General features: G+C 39.1%; 15 protein-coding genes. All 15 read left to right on the top strand.

The features are described from left to right. Positions 1-13: 13 nt before the first annotated feature. The 15 genes from JI735_RS02110 (at position 14) to JI735_RS02040 (ending at position 19,607) form a co-directional block, all read left to right on the top strand. Positions 14-352 carry a hypothetical protein gene (locus tag JI735_RS02110; protein ID WP_039832910.1) on the top strand — a complete coding sequence of 113 codons (339 nt, stop codon included), beginning with the start codon at positions 14-16 and terminating at the stop codon, positions 350-352. A 1,337-nt stretch (positions 353-1,689) separates the two neighbouring features. Beyond that, complete coding sequence (locus JI735_RS35170) at positions 1,690-2,199, top strand: polymorphic toxin-type HINT domain-containing protein (protein WP_051051466.1); 510 nt, start codon at positions 1,690-1,692, stop codon at positions 2,197-2,199. Between the two features lie 2 nt (positions 2,200-2,201). Next, positions 2,202-2,450 (top strand): CPCC family cysteine-rich protein, encoded by a 249-nt coding sequence (locus JI735_RS02100; protein WP_039832911.1) that lies wholly within the window; start codon positions 2,202-2,204, stop codon positions 2,448-2,450. A 449-nt stretch (positions 2,451-2,899) separates the two neighbouring features. Next, positions 2,900-3,049: a hypothetical protein gene (locus tag JI735_RS02095; RefSeq protein WP_157771251.1), complete on the top strand. Its 150-nt coding sequence runs from the start codon at positions 2,900-2,902 to the stop codon at positions 3,047-3,049. Positions 3,050-3,076: 27 nt separating this feature from the next. Continuing rightward, the gene (locus JI735_RS02090) at positions 3,077-3,352 is read left to right on the top strand and encodes a hypothetical protein (protein ID WP_039832913.1); all 276 of its coding nucleotides are present in this window, start codon (positions 3,077-3,079) and stop codon (positions 3,350-3,352) included. A 339-nt stretch (positions 3,353-3,691) separates the two neighbouring features. Next, complete coding sequence (locus tag JI735_RS02085; RefSeq protein WP_233476210.1) at positions 3,692-4,591, top strand: RHS repeat-associated core domain-containing protein; 900 nt, start codon at positions 3,692-3,694, stop codon at positions 4,589-4,591. A 4-nt stretch (positions 4,592-4,595) separates the two neighbouring features. After that, positions 4,596-5,180, top strand: a complete 585-nt coding sequence (locus tag JI735_RS02080; protein ID WP_039832696.1) for a hypothetical protein — start codon at positions 4,596-4,598, stop codon at positions 5,178-5,180. A 573-nt stretch (positions 5,181-5,753) separates the two neighbouring features. Beyond that, complete coding sequence (locus JI735_RS02075; protein ID WP_202676987.1) at positions 5,754-7,160, top strand: FG-GAP-like repeat-containing protein; 1,407 nt, start codon at positions 5,754-5,756, stop codon at positions 7,158-7,160. Between the two features lie 451 nt (positions 7,161-7,611). Continuing rightward, the gene (locus JI735_RS02070) at positions 7,612-8,061 is read left to right on the top strand and encodes a hypothetical protein (RefSeq protein WP_202676986.1); all 450 of its coding nucleotides are present in this window, start codon (positions 7,612-7,614) and stop codon (positions 8,059-8,061) included. Further along, positions 8,058-8,546, top strand: coding sequence for a hypothetical protein (locus JI735_RS02065; RefSeq protein WP_202676985.1), 489 nt, complete (start codon positions 8,058-8,060; stop codon positions 8,544-8,546). Before JI735_RS02070 ends, JI735_RS02065 begins: the two co-directional genes overlap by 4 nt. Next, on the top strand, positions 8,543-9,598 hold the full coding sequence (locus JI735_RS02060; protein ID WP_202676984.1) for an RHS repeat domain-containing protein: 1,056 nt from the start codon (positions 8,543-8,545) through the stop codon (positions 9,596-9,598). Before JI735_RS02065 ends, JI735_RS02060 begins: the two co-directional genes overlap by 4 nt. Positions 9,599-9,994: 396 nt before the next feature. Beyond that, on the top strand, positions 9,995-11,911 hold the full coding sequence (locus JI735_RS02055; protein ID WP_202676983.1) for a PA14 domain-containing protein: 1,917 nt from the start codon (positions 9,995-9,997) through the stop codon (positions 11,909-11,911). Between the two features lie 301 nt (positions 11,912-12,212). Continuing rightward, the gene (locus JI735_RS02050; protein ID WP_202676982.1) at positions 12,213-13,352 is read left to right on the top strand and encodes an FG-GAP repeat domain-containing protein; all 1,140 of its coding nucleotides are present in this window, start codon (positions 12,213-12,215) and stop codon (positions 13,350-13,352) included. A gap of 329 nt (positions 13,353-13,681) precedes the next feature. Continuing rightward, a complete protein-coding gene (locus tag JI735_RS02045) occupies positions 13,682-19,138 on the top strand; it encodes an RHS repeat domain-containing protein (RefSeq protein ID WP_039833647.1) in 5,457 nt (1,818 codons plus the stop codon). 19 nt (positions 19,139-19,157) lie between these two features. Continuing rightward, on the top strand, positions 19,158-19,607 hold the full coding sequence (locus JI735_RS02040) for a hypothetical protein (protein WP_039833646.1): 450 nt from the start codon (positions 19,158-19,160) through the stop codon (positions 19,605-19,607). The last annotated feature ends 892 nt before the right edge of the window (positions 19,608-20,499 follow it).

Below are 20,499 nucleotides of genomic sequence, written 5' to 3'. Positions count from 1 at the left end.
TTGAGGTGTTTCAATGAAGCTTAGGCATGTTCTTATAGAGGTTTATTGTGAAAACAATACTTCTCAGCCTCCTTTATGTTGTAAAGATGGAATAGGTAACCCTGGATATCATTGTTTATCAGAGAATTGTCCAAACGTTAGCTATACGTATGCTCCACATGAACTTGCTTACGCAGGAGAATTTGGGGTAGTACCCGACTCTAAAGCATGGATTGGGTTTGGGGGTGACATGTTCCCTGTTGATAAAGATGAAAATAAGGAAGCTGAGTTAAAAGAATTATGGGAACGTATATGTAGGCAGAAAATTCAGGAAGCCTACGAGGAGTACATGAAACAAATGAAAGAAATTTAGTATTTATGTTTATCTAGACCTTGAGGACATTCTCAAGGTCGTTCTTTTACCCCCACCCAGTGCCGAATGAATCGGGAGTTGAGTCCAAACATGCGTAACCCATGTAATACCAATATAAGAAAATCTTTAATTCCTTGTACGCACATCCATGCTTGAGAAAGTATACCTAAATAAAGCAATGCAGTTACACGATTCAGGTCGATTATGGTCAGATACCACCATGATTGACCTGTATTTTGTTATCTTCGCTTTCTTGCGTTTTTTCTAATATGAGTCGCAACTGTAGAATACCCTGTCCCGATAGATAAGGAGAGATGGTCAGAAGACACACCTTTTTGAATGAATGACACGACAATTCATAGTAGGGGCGGCAAACTTGAAGGATGATGCTGTCTGCAACTGAACTGACCTTTACAGCGATTGTTATCGTGAAAGAAAGAATTCTGCTGACGAGCAGTTAACATAAACAGGTAAGGCAATGTGAAGGCTAGCCGCCTTGCCCTCTAATTATAGACGGAAATTCGTTAAAAAATTTCCGCAGGGGGCTAATCATGGAAGGAGTAAAGGTTTCGATTGACCGTATTGTGGTGGACTTTACGAACGTGTATTGGAAGTTCTTCAATCCACTTCGTCAGTGACTTTGTGATTACTATAACGCTGCGTTTTACGTTAAGGACAAGGGATTCAAGTACCGTGTACGGGGCAGAGAGGGAAAACATTGGGCGTATCTTTCGTACCAGCTAGTTTATGCCCGAATGGCAAGAAAGCATACGCTTCGGCTAGAATGCCCTCCTTAAATTACAAGAAATGAGTATCGGCGGCAGGGGCAAAGACCGCAACCAACGGCAAGGAAACCGAGCATTGAACAAGATTCTGTGGGGATTAGCGGTTAGACAAGTGCATAACGCAAGAACATCCAGTAAGCCGCTCAATCCCTTATTCCGTGAATACTACGAGAAGCGGTTGAGTGAAGGCAAAAAGAAGAAGCAAGTCATCATCTGCATATGCGTAAGCTAGTGAAATTCTTTACAGCATGATGAAGAATAAAACCGAATACCGTCTTACCGCTTTAGCTGAACGGGTGGCGAGCTAATATACAATGGTGGTAGCTGAAACAGTTACCACCTTCTTTCTTCCCTGAATCAAGTTTCTAACTAACGAAGGGGAGAAACCTATCGAGGAAATCGAGGTAGGGGATAAGGTTTAGCCAAGTCTGATGAAACCGGAGAAGTGATATAAAGAGGTCGTGGGGCTGTTCCAAAAGCAGGCTGACGTCAATCTACTATGTCCATATCGGGGATGAAATCATCGAGGTTACGGGTGAACATCCGTTTTGGTTGGATGGTAAGGGATGGACGTTCGTTAAAGACCTGAAAGTTGGCGACTTGCTTGTTTCGAGTGATGGTTCTAAACTGGCAATAGATAAGATTGAGAAAGGGCCGAGAGAGGCAACAGTCTATAACTTTGAGGTAGCTGATTTTCATTCATATTTTGTGTCAAACCTTGGGATTTGGGTGCATAATTGTGCATGGGCTGCAAATACTTTTGCAGCCGGAAAACTTGATGAGCATTTTACTAAGCATGTTGTAAAAAAACAAGAATGGGCTGATCTAGGTTACTCGCTTACAAAAGAAGGTTACTTTAATAGGGCTAAAAATTTATTGAATAGCAGTATTGGTGGGGACGTACGGGGATTTACATCAAAGAATGGCTACGTTTTTCGATATAATTCAAAAACTAACGAGTTTGCTACAGCAAAACCTGATGGTACTATCGAAACATTATTTAGACCCAAAGATGGGATGAAGTACTGGGAAGATCAAGTTAAGATGTATGGGGGGAGCTAGATATGCCAAGAAAATATGCATGCCCTTGTTGTGGTTATTTAACATTGCCTGATGAACCACCGGGGACTTTTGAGATTTGTCCTGTCTGCTACTGGGAGGATGATAATCTACAGCATGCTGAACCGGAACGAGAAGGCGGGGCTAACTCTATTTCACTGATAGAAGCGAGAGAGAACTTCAAGAAACATGGGGCGATGTCTCTAGAGTTTTTGGATGTAGTACGATTACCGTTGCAAGAAGAACAACCATGATCGTTTGGTGACGGTTATTGAGACCTTGGGGACGTCAATCCTCAAGGTCGTTCTTTTTACCCCCACCCAGTGCCGAATAAACTCATCATTCAACTAATAACGCACTTAACCCCTGCAATACCGATACAAGGATACCTGCAATTCAATGTACGCATACGAAGGCTTTAATTTTATAACCTAATTAATGCCTTAGTGTTACATCTAACAGGTTGATTATGGTCGGATACCACCTTGATTGACCCGTAGTAGTGTGGTCTTTTTGGAATTGATGGATGATTTTATCTTTTTTGTATTGAGATTTTGGGAGAAAAAATGTATGGAGATGCTGGATTGGCCATGGAATTTACTGTTGATGCTAGTGAATCTGCGCAATTCAAAGGTCTAGTTTTCAAATCTGCTAGTGGAAATTGGGAACGTTATGTGACCCTTGGGCGACAAAAGAAAGTTAATTGATAATTGATTATGTTACTGGTCCATTTTTAGCAAATCCAAATGATCTTGGTAAAGGTAAAGCATTAACTCCAAAAGGAAACCAAATTGCGATTCGTTCTGTAAAAATGGCTGTATGGTTGTTTAAAGGTTTTGCTGGATTCGAATAATGATAGATGAATTAAAGGAGATGTCAAATGAAAAAATTTAGGTATGCAACAACAGAAGAAGCGCGGGAATTTTGTGAAGGAATTATGATTGAGATGATTAAACTGTTTAATATAAGTGAGGAAGAGGCATGGGGGAGAGTGAATGATTTCTGGAAAAGCCCTTTTAAAGAAGATTACGACATAAGTTACCATGAGACATTTAACTACTGGGCAAATACCATATATTTTGGTAAGGAAGCCCGGTGGTGGAAAAGAGAAGGTGATCCAACATTAATGCCTGTGCCTTATCCATATCAGAACTAATAAAAGAAGTGCAGTGCCCTATATATAGTTATATGTGGGGCACTTTTTTTAACTATAATAATATCCAATTCTTACTTATGTGTTACTGATAACCCATATAGAGGCAGATGGCGTAAGTTGTCCTGCGGTTGACGGCCATACTCACCGCAGCAGCGTAGTAATGCGGGGAATCATGACAATTCTCCCTGAATCACGCGCTTCACCATATGGTCATTTTCAATCCGATGCTTGTTCTGTGCGCTGTAGATCAAGGCGTGGGTACAGAACTTGTTTACAAACCAGGCGCGCCGTGAGCATATTATTATCTGTATAATGGTCACGGTGATATGATGCATATTATTGACACCAACGGCTAGGTTAAGAACAATCATGTGTTTGATGGACTGGGGAATATTACTTCTAAAAAAGATGAGATTTGAACTCCTCGAGTATGCTGGAGAATGCTTTGATCCAGAAACCGGGCTTTACTATTTGCGGGCACGGTATTATGATCCGAGCATGGGGCGGTTTTTAAATGAGGATACGGTTGAGGGGCAGATTGATAATCCGCTGAGTTTGAATTTGTATACGTATGTGAGTAATAATCCGTTGATTTATAGTGATCCAAGCGGTCATAGTCAAGAAATCGGAGGCTCAGCATTCGAAAGTAGAACAATAGGTTCAAATGGCGTTCTTTATAACAAAAATGGTAGCGTGGCATGGGATTATTATCTTGCTTGGCGGAAGAGTGATCGATTGGGGTTTGACAAACTTGCAAACTCAGGAAAAGGTATTTCTAAAGACCAGATGATGGTCATGCGACTTACGCTATCATTTGTGACATATGCAGATGATGGCACATTAGTATTATTAATGGAAAGTGACGGGCAGTATGGACTAGCTAAAGGAATTATGGAGAAGTATGGAGTTAAAGTTGAAGAAAAGATTGTTCTTAAGAACACAGCTAAAATTGCCAATTTTAATTCTATTAATTTTGACAATAAGCAGTTAGGGAAAAAATATGGAGAGCATAAGCTTGATTACCCTGGAATGACACATCAACAATACAAAGAGTATGCTATTAGCATATTCGAGAATCCAGATAGAGCTGTCTTTGACGCAAATAATAATGAGTTTTATTATATTAGAGGAGACGATTTGTTGAGAGTCAAAGAAAATGGCGATTTTATCAGTCTTTATCCTGGTGCTGATTCCACAAGAGTGAAAAGGGCAATTAATGAAGCGAATGGTGGAAGGTGAATAAATGAGTGCTAAATTCAATATAATCATATTTACAAGAAACGTAATTGATTTAAATTGGCTCCTTGGAGTCGTGGAAGCAAAAGGGCTTAACGCAACTATTAATGAGATTGAGTCTGTAGAAAATTGGGAATTCGAAGATTTGCAAATCCATGCGTGTGAAAATGATACTAATGAAATTTTAGGGCTTCTTGAAGAAGGAAGAATTATATCAATAATCGGGGAGGTTAATTCCAATAAATTTGCAGTGATGTTAAGTAAGATAGAAAACATCTATGAGATAAGAGTTTCCCTAGACACAAAGCACATTGTTTACTTAGACAGTGATATGCTTGATGAACTTACCCAGCCTATTTATGATGAAGTCTCGAATATATTATTATCTTCTGAGATGGTTGATAGTTTACTTATTTCTGCATTAGGTGTAGAGGTGATTGTGGATTACTATGACGATTTTCAAAAGATGAATCTTAATAGTTATAATGTGGTGAGATGGGTTTTTGGAACTCACAAGACAAGAAGTAATCATAGTCTTAAGGGCTATAGGCAGGTGTCAACCAATATTTGGGATAAAATTGGAAAGGTCTAATATTTTACAATAGCTATGAGGCGACGCTTGTTGTTTTAGTTTGGATTATGGTGATTGATCACTTTTTGTTCGTTAAAAAACTTTAGTTCATCATTTTTAGCTCTATTAGTCATTTATTGACCACATGGTATATCAACTCCCATGTGGTTTCTTTTTACCTTTTCGAGTTAGCCCACCCGTGTCGAATGGACTGAATCGGTTCATTCTGCCGAAAGAAAAAAAGTATTAGACTAAAAAATTTGGAGAATCGCTGTCTTGTTGTCTTGTCACAACCTCTAGAAAGATTGACTTCCCCGTATTATTATATTAAAGGTGGAATTTAAGGAGCATTGTAGTAGATGCTCCCCCTCAACTCTCCGAGGTGCAGTATGCGTTAAAGACAGCCTTATTTTTATGATTAGTTATGGGTTATCGAACTACAGTTAAATGAAACTGGCTGTGTAAGACAGGTACATTCTGTATTTTCGATACAAGTTTTTACTATGCTTGGAATGGAATGGCTGTTACATTATACTAGTAATTTCCTTACGTTTAATACATACATAGCAGTCAAATGAATGTGGAGGTTTTTTTGTGATTATTAAGATATGGCCGAATTCAGGTAAACTAGGAACAATTAGACGATTAATCTTAGCACTAGGTGTACTTTTTACTATGAGTTCAACTCTTGGCGCTGATAAAACAAGTGCCACAAATGCTGCAGCAGGCTATATGCCTTGGACTTGGAATTCAAGCGCAAGAATACTTGAGGACAACAGCAATATGTGGTTTGCCGATGTAAACGGAGATGGCAAGGCAGATATGATCTCTAAAGGTGAGGCAGGGGCATGGAATGCGGGTTTTGTATATGTAGCATTGAGTAACGGAACTGGCTATCCTTCATGGTCCTGGGATTCTGGAAAACGGATGATTGACGATAACAGTACGATCTGGTTTGCCGATGTAAACGGAGATGGCAAGGCCGATCTGATTTCTAAAGGACAGGCTGGAGCATACAATGCGGGATTTATATATGTATCTCTTAGTAACGGAAAAGGATATTCGGGCTGGACCTGGAATTCGAGCGCAAGAATACTTGAAGACAATAGTAAGCTGTGGCTTCACGATGTCAATGGAGATGGTAAAACGGATTTGATCTCCAAAGGTGAAGCCGGAGCATGGAATGCAGGCATTGTATATGTGGCTCTGAGCAACGGAACTGGCTACCCCTCATGGTCCTGGGATTCTGGAAAACGAATGATTGACGATAACAGTACCATGTGGTTTGCGGATGTAAATGGCGATAAGAAGGCCGATCTACTTACCAAAGGTCAAGCGGGTGCTGCGAATGCAGGTTTTGTATATGTTTCCTTAAGCACAGGTAGCAGTTACCCGTATTGGACCTGGAATTCAAGTAGACGGATGATTGATGATAACGGCAGTATGTGGTTTGCCGATATCAATGGAGATGGGAAATCAGATTTGGTTTCTAAAGGACAAGCTGGTGCCGCGAATTCTGGCCAAGTATATGTTTGTTTAAGTAATGGGACCGGCTATCCATGGTGGACCTGGGATTCGGGCTCCCGAATGATCGATGACAACAGTACTATGTGGTTTGCAGATGTAAACGGGGACGGAAAAACAGAATTGCTCACCATTGGACAAGCCGGAGCGATTAATGATGGTTGGTTATATTTTTCATTAAGTAACGGAACAGGTTTTGAACCCTGGACGTGGTACTCAGGCCGAAAGATTATTAACAATACCACAAGCTCATGGTTGGCAGATGTTAACGGGGATGGGAAGAGTGACATAATAACGAAAGGAGAGGCACCAGGGCCTACAGCAGGATATGTTTTTGTTTCTTTGAGCACAGATCTATTAATAACGAAGTACGAGTACAATGCTGCGGGGCAGATCAAGACAGTAACGTATCCCGACGGGATAAAAATCTACTATGAATATGACAATAACGGGAATTTAATTAGCAGAAAAAAGTAATCTCATAAACGTAATAGATCGAAAAAGCTCATGGATTGAATTCCAAGAGCTTTTTTAGTACCCCGGCATAGGCGTCATCTCTAGGGTGAAAGTCACGAATAGGGGCTGGCAAACGCCTACCGTTGACAACTCAATAGAAATAACAAGCCAATATAGGTGATTGGGTGAATTAATAAAAAAATGTGTCGAATATAAAGATGAAATCGACAATAAACTTGGTTTTTCGATAAATTACCACCATTTTCAAAATTGGACGAGTGTCATATGATTGTTGAGGAGTTATGACCTCCAACGAGTTTGAGAATTTTATCGATCTATATAAAAAGGGACAAGATAATGGTGAAGCATAGCAGGTTACATTTAATTTACTTGATTCTTTTTTAGTTCAAATCTCAGCCGCGTAGTAACTGCTAATTGAATTTTCCTATAGCCCCTAAGGAGTGTGAATCTTTTGAAAAGAACCAGGTTATTCATCTATTTAATACAGACTGTCTTTTTTATTTTTATGCTAAGTATTGGTCAGAGTAAAGCATTTGGAGCGGAAAATATTATCGTACCTAGAGAAACATACGAAAGTGGAAGTTATGCTGGCACTAGTTATGTTCCGGTCAATGGGACGATTACCAGTGATCCACAAAAAGTAGTGAATGGGAAATACTCTGCGTTCTTAAACGCCCTTCCATCAGAAGTCTGGAAAGAATTTAATTATACGGATTCAAGTAAAGTTAAATTCGAAAAGAATACTACTTATTCTGTGACTTTCTCTTATAAATCCATAGATATGAGCCAGCAGATGCCAACCGCTTTTTCTACTTTCTTGCGCGAAGTACAGATACAAAGGAGGATAATGGATATACCTCTTGGACGGATGCGAGCGGAGATGGTGGGATCAGAACGATGACTTTTACAACCGGAAATAAAGAAAACTATTATTTGATTTGGGGAATTCACGGAGGCGGAGCACTCTCCATTGATAACATTCAGATTGTGAAAACCACTCCTGCCAGTAGCGAATCTTTTGAAAAAGGTACGTTCGCTTCCACTAATTTTTTGGCAGGCTCCGGTATGATTACAAATGATCCAACAAAAACAGTGAGCGGACAATACTCGGCGTATCTCAGCTCCTTGCGGACAGAGGACTGGAAGGCACTCGCATACACAGATAAGAATAAAGTCAAGTTTGAAAAAAACACTACTTATAAAGTTACCTTCTCATATAAGGCTATTGATATGGAGCCAGCAGGGGCGAATCGCTGCTTCTATTTTCTGGCAAGGAGTACTGATGATTCAGAAGATAAGGGATGGACTACCTGGAATGAGGTCAGTGGAAACAAGGGAACCCGTACGGTAACATTCACAACGGAAACAAGGAAAATTACTATTTGATCTGGGGAATCTACAAAGGTGGAGCACTTTCGTTAGATGATATAGAGATCACCAAGACGAATGAATCTTTCGAAAGCGGTGCGTATACGAATACAAATTTTACTGCGGGCTCCGGTATGATTACAAATGATCCTGCGAAAGTAATTACGGGACAGTATTCTGCCTATCTTACATCACCGTTGAGTAAGGTGTGGAAAGAATTTACATATAGTGACCCCAGTAAGTTTAAGTTCGAAGGGAATACAACGTATTCAGTGACCTTTTCCTATAAATCATTAGATATGGATGCTTTGGAGAGTGAGCGATTTTTCTACTTTTTGGCTAGAAGCACCGATAATCTGGAAGATAAGGGCTGGATGACTTGGAAGGCTTCAACGGGGAATAAGGAAAAGAAAACTATAACTTTTACGACTGGAAGCAAAGAAAATTACTATTTGATATGGGGCATCCATAAGGGAGGCGCACTTTCCTTGGATGATATCACGATCCATAAAGTAAGTGAATCTTTTGAAAGGGGTTCGTATAGTGGGACTGACTTTTTACCTGTAGTTGGAATCATTTCGAGCGATCCTTCAAAGGTAGTTAACGGATTTTATTCTGCCTATTTGAGTTCCCCAACATCCAAGGAATGGATCGAGTTTGCCTCTACGGATACTAATAAAGTGAAGTTTCAGAGCAATACAACCTACACTGTGAGCTTTGCTTATAGATCCATCGATATGCAGCCAACAGATAGCAATCGCTTTTTTTATTTTTCCGCTCGTGGGATCGATAATACAGAAGTGAAAGGCTGGACCAGTTGGAACGATGTCACAGGTACTCAAGGAACAAAAACCGTAACGTTTACTACAGGAGATCAAACTAATTACTATTTGTTTTGGGGAATCCACGGGGGTGGTGCCCTCTCGATCGATGATATCGTTATCCAGCAATTAACAACCTATCAGTATGATGCGAATGGAAGATTAGTGCAAATAAGAATGCCGGATAATCAAGTTGTTAGATACTCGTATGACCTGAACGGGAATCTAATAAGTACGAAGGTGGATTGAGATATTTGGGATATTGGGGATTTTATGATTTAAGAGGGCTTTATCCTAAAAAGATTGCACAAAAATTCAGATCGACTCATATAACAGAACAAATGCACAGTGATGGTTGCTTTGAAGTACGTTAAACCCGGAATAATATAACAGCTCAGAAGTGGAGACTCGTCAAGGCTATTTCAAATGAAGCTGAGTAATAAGGTGTTAAATGCTGGTAATGGAAAAGCGGTGACCGGTAATGGATTAGATGAAATGGACATCATCAAGTTTTAACGATACCCAAGGAGACTCCATACTAGAATTAAAGTTGGTTTTACTACCTTTATAAGGGGAATGAGTATATTGAGACTAATAAAACGGATATCTGGGTTGGTAGTTACTCTTGTCCTGCTTTTCAATTTCATGGATATTATTCTTAATCAGCATTATTTAACCACATCTAATAAATGGATAGCTTCAGCAGCGGAGAGCAATGGGTTAAAAGGGGAGTACTATGATAATCTGGATCTCAATGGACTTAAATTAACACGAACGGATGCGAATATCAATTTTAATTGGGGTGAAGGTTCACCAAACTCTGCAATTGGGGTAGACACATTCTCTGTTCGGTGGACAGGCACCATTAAGCCCAAATATAGCGAAACCTATACGTTTTATGTGGTTGCAGATGATGGTGTCAGACTTTGGGTGGATGGCCGGTTAATACTGGATAAATGGGTGCCGCAGGCCAGTGAATTAACCAGTCTGCCGATTGCGCTAACCAGTGGGAAAAATCATGATATACGGATAGAATATTTCGAAAATGACGGGGGAGCGACAGCCATTTTACAATGGTCGAGTACCAGTCAAAATAAACAGGTTGTGCCTCAAAGCCAGCTGTATACTCCCGCTGAATCTCCTGGTATGGGTCTAAAGGGAGAGTACTATGACAATCTGGATCTCAATGGACTTAAGTTAACACGCACGGATGCCAATGTTAATTTCAGCTGGGGCTTAGGTTCTCCAAACTCCACCATAGGAGAAGATACATTCTCAGTAAGATGGACAGGGACCATCAAACCTAAATATAGCGAAACCTATACTTTTTATATGGTTGCAGATGATGGTGTCAGGCTATGGATCGATGGTCGATTGATATTGGATAAATGGGTGCCGCAGGCCAGTGAATTAACCAGTCTGCCAATCACACTGACAGCTGGACAAAACTATGATATATGCCTCGAATACTTTGAAAATGATGGGGGAGCAAATGCAATATTACAGTGGTCGAGTGCCAGTCAGGTCAAGCAAATCGTGCCCCAAAGTCAATTGTATCTTCCAGCGGAAGTTCAAGGGACCGGTCTTAAAGGGGAGTATTACGACAATCTGGATCTCAATGGATTAAAACTGACTAGAACGGACGCCATCGTCAATTTTAATTGGGGAACTGCTTCGCCGGATAGTTCTATGGAGCCTGATACTTTTTCTATTCGGTGGACGGGAAAGATTAAGCCAAAGTATAGCGAAACCTATAGATTTTATATCAATGCAGATGACGGAGCACGTGTATGGATTGACGGGAAGCTTATTTTGAATCGCTGGTTGAACCAATCTAATCAATTTGAAAGTCAGACGATTAATTTAGTTGCAGGCAATCAATATGATATCCAAATCGAATATTTTGAAAATTTAGTTGGTGCAGCAATTGGACTGTTATGGGAAAGTCCTACTCAAGTGAAAGAGTTCGTGCCTCAAAGCCAGCTGTATTCATCAGCTATTGGATTTCAAGGTGTGGGGCTTAAGGGAGAATACTATGACAAGACGGACCTAACAGACTTTAAACTCTCACGCACGGATGCCAGCATCAATTTTGGATGGGGTGAAGGTTCGCCGGATGCCTCCATAGGAGCAGATACGTTTTCAGTCAGGTGGACAGGAACCGTACGGCCGAAATACAACGGAACCTACACTTTCTATGCAGAATCAGACGATGGCGTACGTCTCTGGGTAAACGGCCAATTACTTATCGATAAATGGGTACCGCAGGCCAGTCAATTGACAAGTCTCCCTATTAACCTGATCGCAGGACAAAACTATGACATACGCATTGAATATTTTGAAAACGATGGCGGTGCTTCCTTTCAATTGTCCTGGTCAAGTGCTGCTCAGGTGAAGGAGGTTATTCCACAAGCCCAGTTGTATTTGCCCGCAAGATCTTATACTCCAGTAGAGTATCATTATGATGCTAATGGGCGGTTGGACTATGTACGAAATTCAGATTCTACTATTGTTCGCTACTACTATGATAACAATGGGAACCTGCTTAAGAAAACTCAATAATTGAACGGAGAAAAATAATCCTACTATGAAAGTCTCAAATATTTTACTTCTCTAACACCTGGGCAGAGGACATTAAAGCCTCCAGCTACGTCATTGTCGATATGGCAGGACCTAGCCAGAAACAGAGATCTTACCGGATAACTCCATGATTCAATATACATACGATGCAAACGGAAATCTGCTCAAGCGAACGAAGGGGTATTCCGCAGAGCTCTATGTGTTTAGTATTTTGGCAATTTTTATGATATTTATGTAAGAATGTACCGGATAAGAAAACCCTCTTGAACTTCTGAATTTTGAAATGGAGATAAAGATTATAATGAAAAATAAATGCGGATTTAACCTGATAATAAAGACGCATATTTTTGTGATCGTATTATTTATTGTATCTTCAACACCAATCTCAGCAAATGCTCAAACTGTAGAAGAAATGTATAAACTATTTGCTAATAATGGATATCTTTATTCTTACGATCAGACAGGTCGTTTAACGGATTATCAAAATCAAAGTTCAGTTACCAAATATGAATATGATTTAAACGGTAACATTTTAAGCAAAAAAACACTCTCAAGAACATTGAACCAGTGGCAATTAGGAAATGGAGTTGGCTCAAATTCTCAATTCGTATCGGATGTAAATGGAGATGGAAAGTCAGACGCGGTTTTATTTTTTAAAGATAGTGGAAGTTGGTATGTTTCACTCTCCAATGGTCAGCAATTTACAAGTTACCAAAAATGGATAGCTGGACATGGCGTAGGATCTGGACATCAATTTCTAGCAGATGCGGATGGCGATGGAAAGGCAGATGCTGTCATAGAGAATAATGGAAGCTGGTATGTGGCGTTGTCCAATGGTAGCGGGTTTGAAGGCTATAAATTATGGATTTCCGGTCATGGCGTAGGAGCCAATGCATTATTCCTATCGGACGTGAATGGAGATGGAAAAGCGGATGCGGTAATAGAAAATAGCGGAAATTGGTATGTGGCCCTTTCAACGGGCAAAGGCTTTGAGGCGTACAGCAAATGGATTTCTGGGCACGGTGTAGGAGCCACAAAGGAATTTCTAACAGATGTGAATGGAGATAAGAGAGCGGATGCTGTTGTCTTCTTTGAAAAAGAGGGTTCGTGGTACGTTTCATTATCCAATGGTAAAAGCTTTATTGAGTACAAACGTTGGATTTACGGTCATGGAATTGGATCAGAAGAACAAATATTAGCGGATGTGAATGGTGACGGGAAGTCGGATGCGGTCATTGTTAATCATGGAAGTTGGTATGTATCTATAACAGACGGTGAGAGATTCACAAGTTACGACATCTGGATCTCGGGCTACGGGTTCGGTTCAAAGTCATATTTGTTAGCTGATATTGACGGAGATCATAAAGCAGAGGCAATTGTAATTTATCCCAATGAATCCTGGTATGTGTGGGATTACTCGTAACCTAAACCAGAGTTCCTTTGGGGAAATTTACAAACTTAAAAATGTTTCAAAAGACAGAGGGAGGTTATATTGAAAGACCTTAAGAATGCATCCCGTTTCTATTACTATTTGATAAAAATTATACAATGACAGGAGAACTGTAGGATGAAGCTTAATTTCCAATTTAGTCGCTGTGTTAGCTGTTATTCTATCAATCACTTATATATGGAGTGGATTTCCACATTTTATCCTCAATAAAAATGGGACAGCAGCTATGATGGGGCGAATTGGAAGCCAGTATTCACGTATTTAGATTAATAATTACAAACATCCTAAGGAGGAACACCAAATTGAAGAATAACTCTTTTCTGAGCAAACTGTTCTTAATTATCCTGTCAGTTACAATCATGATGCCAAACTATCATTCAAGTGCAACCGGTATTAAAGAAGAGACGCTAAAAACTACGAATGACAATATTGAAAGTGCAGTTCCATCTGATAGTCAAACTTCATTAACAAAAACAAATCATAGACTCCAAGATGTGCCTTCAGTTGCAAATTCGGTCTATGACTCCGGGTTTAATCCAAAAATTGAAAGAATAAAAGCTCTGACTTTACAAAGTAAAAACAAAGCAAAACAGGCACTGAGCAGTGAATCAAATAAATCAAATCAATCAACTTTAAGAGATTTAACAAAGGAAGAAATTGACGAACTTTTTCTTTCGGGGGCGGGGAAAGAAGATGTTTACTGGGTTAATCTACTAATTAAAGACAGCAATCTGACTCCAGATAAGATATTTCAGATGAAAAAAAATGGGGGAAAGGCATGGGAAGACATACAGAAGCAACTGCTGAATGAGGAGATGTTACCTTCCACGGTTAAAGAAGCTGTTTATGATGATGTTTTAAATTCTGTTTCCGTAGAAGAGACAGTTTATACTGAAAATAAGTTGCCGTTAAGTACCTTTAGCAAATCTATTTCAACCTTTGATGCTATGGTAAACAGCGCATTTGATTCCTTGATTACCCAGCAAATGATCAATCAAACCAATAAGCCGCAATATGCAGATGATTATGGTTCAAGTGAGTCTATCGATCCAGTCTCTGGTTCATTGACCTGGAAAGAAAATGAAATCAGCTTACCTGGACGTGATGGACTGGATCTGAACATTGGAGTGATGTATAACTCCAATCAGTCTTTTGTTTATATGCGGGACTCCTCCAGTAACGGAATGATTAAAAAATATAATTATTTAATTTCCCGTTATGATTTGGGAATCGGTTGGTCCTTTCAGTTTCCTTCCGTTCAGTCTGCCGATGGATATCTGTTCTACCATGATGGACAAGGAGCTGTATATCGCGTTGACTTTAATGCGAGTGACAGCTTGGGAAGTTATACGCACTTGGCTGGATACCAAGGAAAAAACCTACAGTTTAATCAGGATAACGGCACATTTAATAATGGACAAGTCAGTTCGACGTATTGTCTGCAATATGACGACCAAAAGAGAGAATATTTCGCCTCAGATGGAAGATTGTTAGGAATTGTAGACCGATACGGAAATACAATCACGTTCCAGCATATCGACCGCGTTACCTATGATGGCGAGACAAATAAAGTCATTTCTTCGATTACGGATAGTCTACATAGAATTGTTAATTTCACGTACGATACGAATCTCAATACGCCCGATACGTTTACGGGAGAAAAAATTACGGTTACCGTGAATACCAATGGTACAGAAACAGAGAAAGTAGTATTTACTAAAAGTAGAAGCCCACTTACTTTTAATGGGAATCCTGATGGTTATGCGCCAATACTGAATATTGTCACTAATCAAATTGGTGAATCAACATATTTTGGTTATGACAGCTCAGTTTTTGCTAAATTTAATTACTACCAGAAGAACATTGACTCGAATGCGGGCAATAATAGTTATCTCAGATTAACTAATGTGAGTTATCCTAATTCCTCCACCTCGTATCAATATGAATTGATTACACGAAATTTAGGTCCTTATGGTGTAGGGGAAGAATATAGAATTACCTCTAGGAATGACACTATTAATAGCTCATATAATAAGGAGAATTATACGTACACTGGAGATTATACAGGATATCCTTTATATCAGGATATCAGTTATCTTCCTAGCACTTACACGTTCTCCTCAATAAAAACCCTGCAAAGCACTTCGGCTACCAATGGACTTGCAACTACAAGGGTTTTCAATGGGCAATCACAGAATATTCTTACCAGCACATTAGCGGCTAATGGAGAACGAAAAGAATCGCGAAATACGGCGTTTCATTCTGTGTTCAACTATTTACCCACGCAGACTACCTATGCAGAACTTGCTGCTGGAGGTACGGATAGTACGGGGAACTTGTTGTACTCGGAAGTTAGCTATACAGATTGGGGAGCTTTGCAAAGCGAGACAAAACAATTAACATCCGCTCAATTAAACGATGCAGATACTAAAAGCAAGTATACAACGACGTATACCTATGAACCGAATTTTCATCTGCTCAATTCAAAATCATGGTTTCAAAACAGCACTACATTATTAACTGAGAGCTATAGTTATAACGAATATGGGCGTGTAAAAACTTATACCAATCCGAAAAATGAGACCACTAATTACTTCTATGAAAATTTACCGGGAGACGTTAGGAAAGTAAGTAAGATTATCATAGAGAAACCTATGGATAATGGGTTGGTATCCAGAGTTACAACGACTTATGGTTCTCAATACAACTATGGCTTTCCTACTGAGGAAGTCAGTGACTTTACTAACATCTCTGCTACCGGACAAAAAACAGCTTCATCTACGAAGAAGCAAATATCTTATGATATGGGTTCCGGGAAAGTCATTGAAGTAACCGATGCTGCGGACAAAAAAACCAAATATACGTATGACCAACTAGGGAGAGTCAAAACAGTCACTTATCCGACCGTTACAAACTTAAACGGTGTACAATATGATTCCGAAGATCAATTTACATATACGAGGATTTATTCCGGCAGCAGCAGCATTTTCGATGCACAAAACAAAAGTACTATCTATCTTCAGGTCAACTCCAAAACGAAATATACTCAGAAATCGAATGGAGCCGTCACGTATTTATCGAACAAGAACTCTTATTATGATGGTTTTGGTTCACTGAGGCTGGAACAAACTTTGGATACCGGTGCAGTCACTCAATATCATTTGGATGATTTGGGCAGAGCGGTATATGTCATCGACCCTGTTGGGAATACGGCTACCGTATCCTTTGACGCTTGGGGAGAGCAAATTGAGGCGACAGATTCTTTTGGCAATTTACACGTTACTCAGAATAATAAATTTCGACGGAAGATCGAAACTTATATTGTAGAAGCTTCAAATATTGCAGCCTATCGTAGTAATCCTACTGCATCTTTAATGACGAGTTATAAAGAACAAAAATATGATCAATGGAAACAAGTGATTTCCAATGTTGCCTATGTGAATTGGCCTAGGTTATTCCCGATGGCGATGGAATTATACAGCTATGATATTGCAGGCAATATCATAGGATACACTGATCCTAATAACAACTTGAATTCGGATGGAGTGACAACAAAATTTACGTACGATACCTTGAATCGTCTGACTTCTGTCAAAGATGCTTTAGATCAAATTACAAATTATCAATACGATAGAAATGGACAAATCACACGAACAACGGTACAAGCAAATGCATCAAGCACACCGGTTGTCTTGAAAAGTAAAGAATACAATGAACTTGGTATGCTTATTAATAAGAAGGATGCCAGTTCGCAGAATGAAAATAAGACATATAATACTCTTGGATTACTTCAAAAAGGTGTCGACCGGAATTCTACAGTTTTCGATTATCAATACGATGAAACTCAGCAATTAGTACGCTCCACACTTACTGGAAATGGTGGAAATATACAAAAATCAAGTTTTATACTCGGAAGTGATGGAATTAAGAACAATAAAAATGAACTAGTTGTAAATGGTGTCACCTCTTCACAAACGACGACAATCGATTCAATACAGCGTGTAAGTACAATCTCGTCTACTTCAACGGGGTATTCCGCATCAGCGGGGTATGTTTATGACAAAGCAAATCGTACGACTCAATTCAAAAGTACTTTGAATGGAGTTGGCAGTTTCTATACCAACTATCAATACAGCAAAACACGTCTGGACAGAGTTCAAACGGACGGGCAAACTACCTTGAATGGCGCAGCAACTGTAAATGCCAGCTATGAGTATTTCCCGAATGGTCAGATCAAAACAATTACTTATCCTACATTGGCAGACGGAAGGATTTTAAGAACGACGTTTACGTATGACGGACTTAACCGGATGTATACGATGAAGAACACGATTAATACATCAGAGCTTTCTTCTTACCTGTATGTGTATGACTTTAATGGAAATATAACTTTAGTGGAGGAGACTCTCGACAATGGACTAGAGAAGACAAAGAAGACAACTGGGTACACTTACGATAAACTTAATCGTCTGATCGGAATTAAACGTTCTGATGGAGGAACCACCCAGTACACCTATGATTTGCAAGGAAACCGGCAAACTGTTACAGACATAGGTACAATACCAAATGAAATTACCGACACAAGTTTTACGTATGATTTACAAAATACCTTAATTGGAGTTACCAAAAATTCCAGCACGATCTCATTTAACTATCTGCCAAGTAACTTAAGATATCAGAAGAAAAAGGATACAGTAACGACACAATATAATTACAATGGATCGGGAAAAGTGATCTCGGAAACCCGGAGCGATGGGCAAAAAGTGAATTATATCCGTGGGGATCGACTGCTTGTAAAGAAGGATATCACTGGTGCTCAGGATTACTACTATTTATACAATGGACACGGCGATGTCGTTCAGATTGTGAACAAAGTTGGGGCGGTAGTAAACTCCTATGCCTATGATGCATGGGGGAATATCACAAATCAGACCGAAGGTATCAATAATTCATTTAAGTACAGTGGGGAAATGTACGATGAAGAAACAGGACTTTACTATTTAAGAGCGAGATACTATGATCCTGGTATCGGGCGGTTTTTAAATGAGGATACGTACGAAGGGCAGATTAATAATCCTCTGAGTTTGAATTTGTATACGTATGTGCTTAATAATCCGCTGATATATGTTGATCCAACTGGTAAATGGTGTGAATCAAGGGACGGAAAATATTCCCATCCAGGAGCTTGTAGTAATCCTAAAAGTGGCACGTATTCCGCTGATGTGAAACATAACGGTGAAGCAATGAAAAGTAACGGTAAATCAACGGGGATATATAAATTTGACTATGGTGATGGTGTACACGAGGATCACAGTTGGACTGGTGTGCTATTTGATACAGTTGTTACAGCAGGAGCAGGAGCCGCCAAGTCTCTTTTTAGTAAAGCGGTGTCGAGCGTTGTTAGTAAAGGGAGCGCAAGCGTTGTTAACAGTGCCGCAAACAGTGCAAAGGGACTAATAGGGAAAGATTTTGAGGATTTTCTTGTAAAAACGTTACAAGGTAGAGGAAGCTTCAAGATGCAAGGTCGAGAATTTGATGGGGCTGTAGATAATATTTGGTATGAAGCAAAGTCTGGAGGGTATTGGGACTTAATTACAAGTTCAGCTGATAAACTAAGTAAGTTTAAATCAGATATGGGAAGTAGATTGAAAATTGCAACTCAGAACGGTGCATCATATGAGTTGCACTCTAACACTGCAATTCCAGAAGCAATTAAAGATTGGCTAACATCAAAGGGAATTAAATTTACTGAGTGGTAACAAGAAGGAGGGGGACCTTGTGTCAATATCAGCCTCAATAAATATACATTTAGGCGAGCGTAGTGGTGCAAATTTATCACTACCTGATTTATTTCAGAGTTTTGTAAATGAAGGTTGGGATTATATAAACAGTAATGGGGAGGTTACAATATTACCTTTAGGTGACGTTGATGATTTCGATTGGACCTCTACCGTTCTCAATAATGACAGCCTCTTTGATATCTTGAAAAGAAAGAGAGAACAAAAGGAGATAATTGGAGTTGAGTTGATGAGGGCAGATTCAGAAGTTGGATGTGAATTGCTAATATTTAACAGAACCCATATGATGTTTAGTTTAACGGTAGCAAGAAAGAAAATTAAGGCGGGAGGTGATATCGACATCACTGATTTTAGTTGGTATTTAGGTAGTATTTTGCCAGTATTTAAAAATTTTCAGATAGAACAAATAAAATGTGAGCAAATGATATAATGCCTTTATTTGTAAAGTTATTGAAATTTGATTGGTGATTGGTAGATCTGTTGCAAAATCATATTTTTGTAATAAAAACCTTGATTGGATGTGTCTTTCAAGGTTTTTATTTTAAGGAAATCCGGTGTCAAGTGGAATCAATTAAGAAATAATTAAGCAATTGCTAAAGAATGCAAGTTATTGCTCAGAGTACTTATAAACGAGCGAGTGGAATAAGTCTGAAGATGAATTCTTTATTTGGTCACTAAACTTCCGCTCTACCACTTGAACATGCACTTCCGAACACTTCCAGATGAGTTTATAAACGGCGTGCCAATGAAAATGCCTTCAACTACATTTAGCATTCCAGTAAAACTACCGAGAACAATTCCTATTCCATAATCAAGTAATCATTGGAGGTAAAAATGCAATATTTTATTCAGGATTTTTTCGAAGAAGTTGAATACGGATCTGAGAAAGACAAAAAATTAATTCAACTTTGGGGGAGGCACAGGAGAAATATAAAGCATATCTTAAAACAATTCAAAATAAATTGTCTAAAAAACTCTTTACAATGATTGAGCAGAACGAACTGCACGATTCAAAGTTAATTAAAATGGAAATGGAAGACCATTATCGAATCTAAAAAGATTTTTATTTAAAGCTCGAGTAACTTTAAGGAACAACAGAGTCAGATTGTTTATAATGCGTTTTTTTACCTCAGAGCCGATTTAATTAGTCCATATTTTCACATTATGCTGGTCTTTTCATACTGAATTTCAAAAGATCTAAGAAAGAAATATATTAAATTTCATATTAAGATCATTGCCAAGAGAACGTACAAATTAATTACTGTTTCTGTTACCCTAAAAAGTCCAAAATCTAATGGAAGAGGTTGTTCGATAGTGGACGG

Origin of the sequence: Paenibacillus sonchi (assembly GCF_016772475.1) — a bacterium.
Classification (GTDB): Bacteria; Bacillota; Bacilli; order Paenibacillales; family Paenibacillaceae; genus Paenibacillus_AQ; species Paenibacillus_AQ sonchi.
The sequence above is the reverse complement of the archived record's forward strand: the minus strand, read 5'-3'. Positions and strand labels throughout refer to the sequence as shown.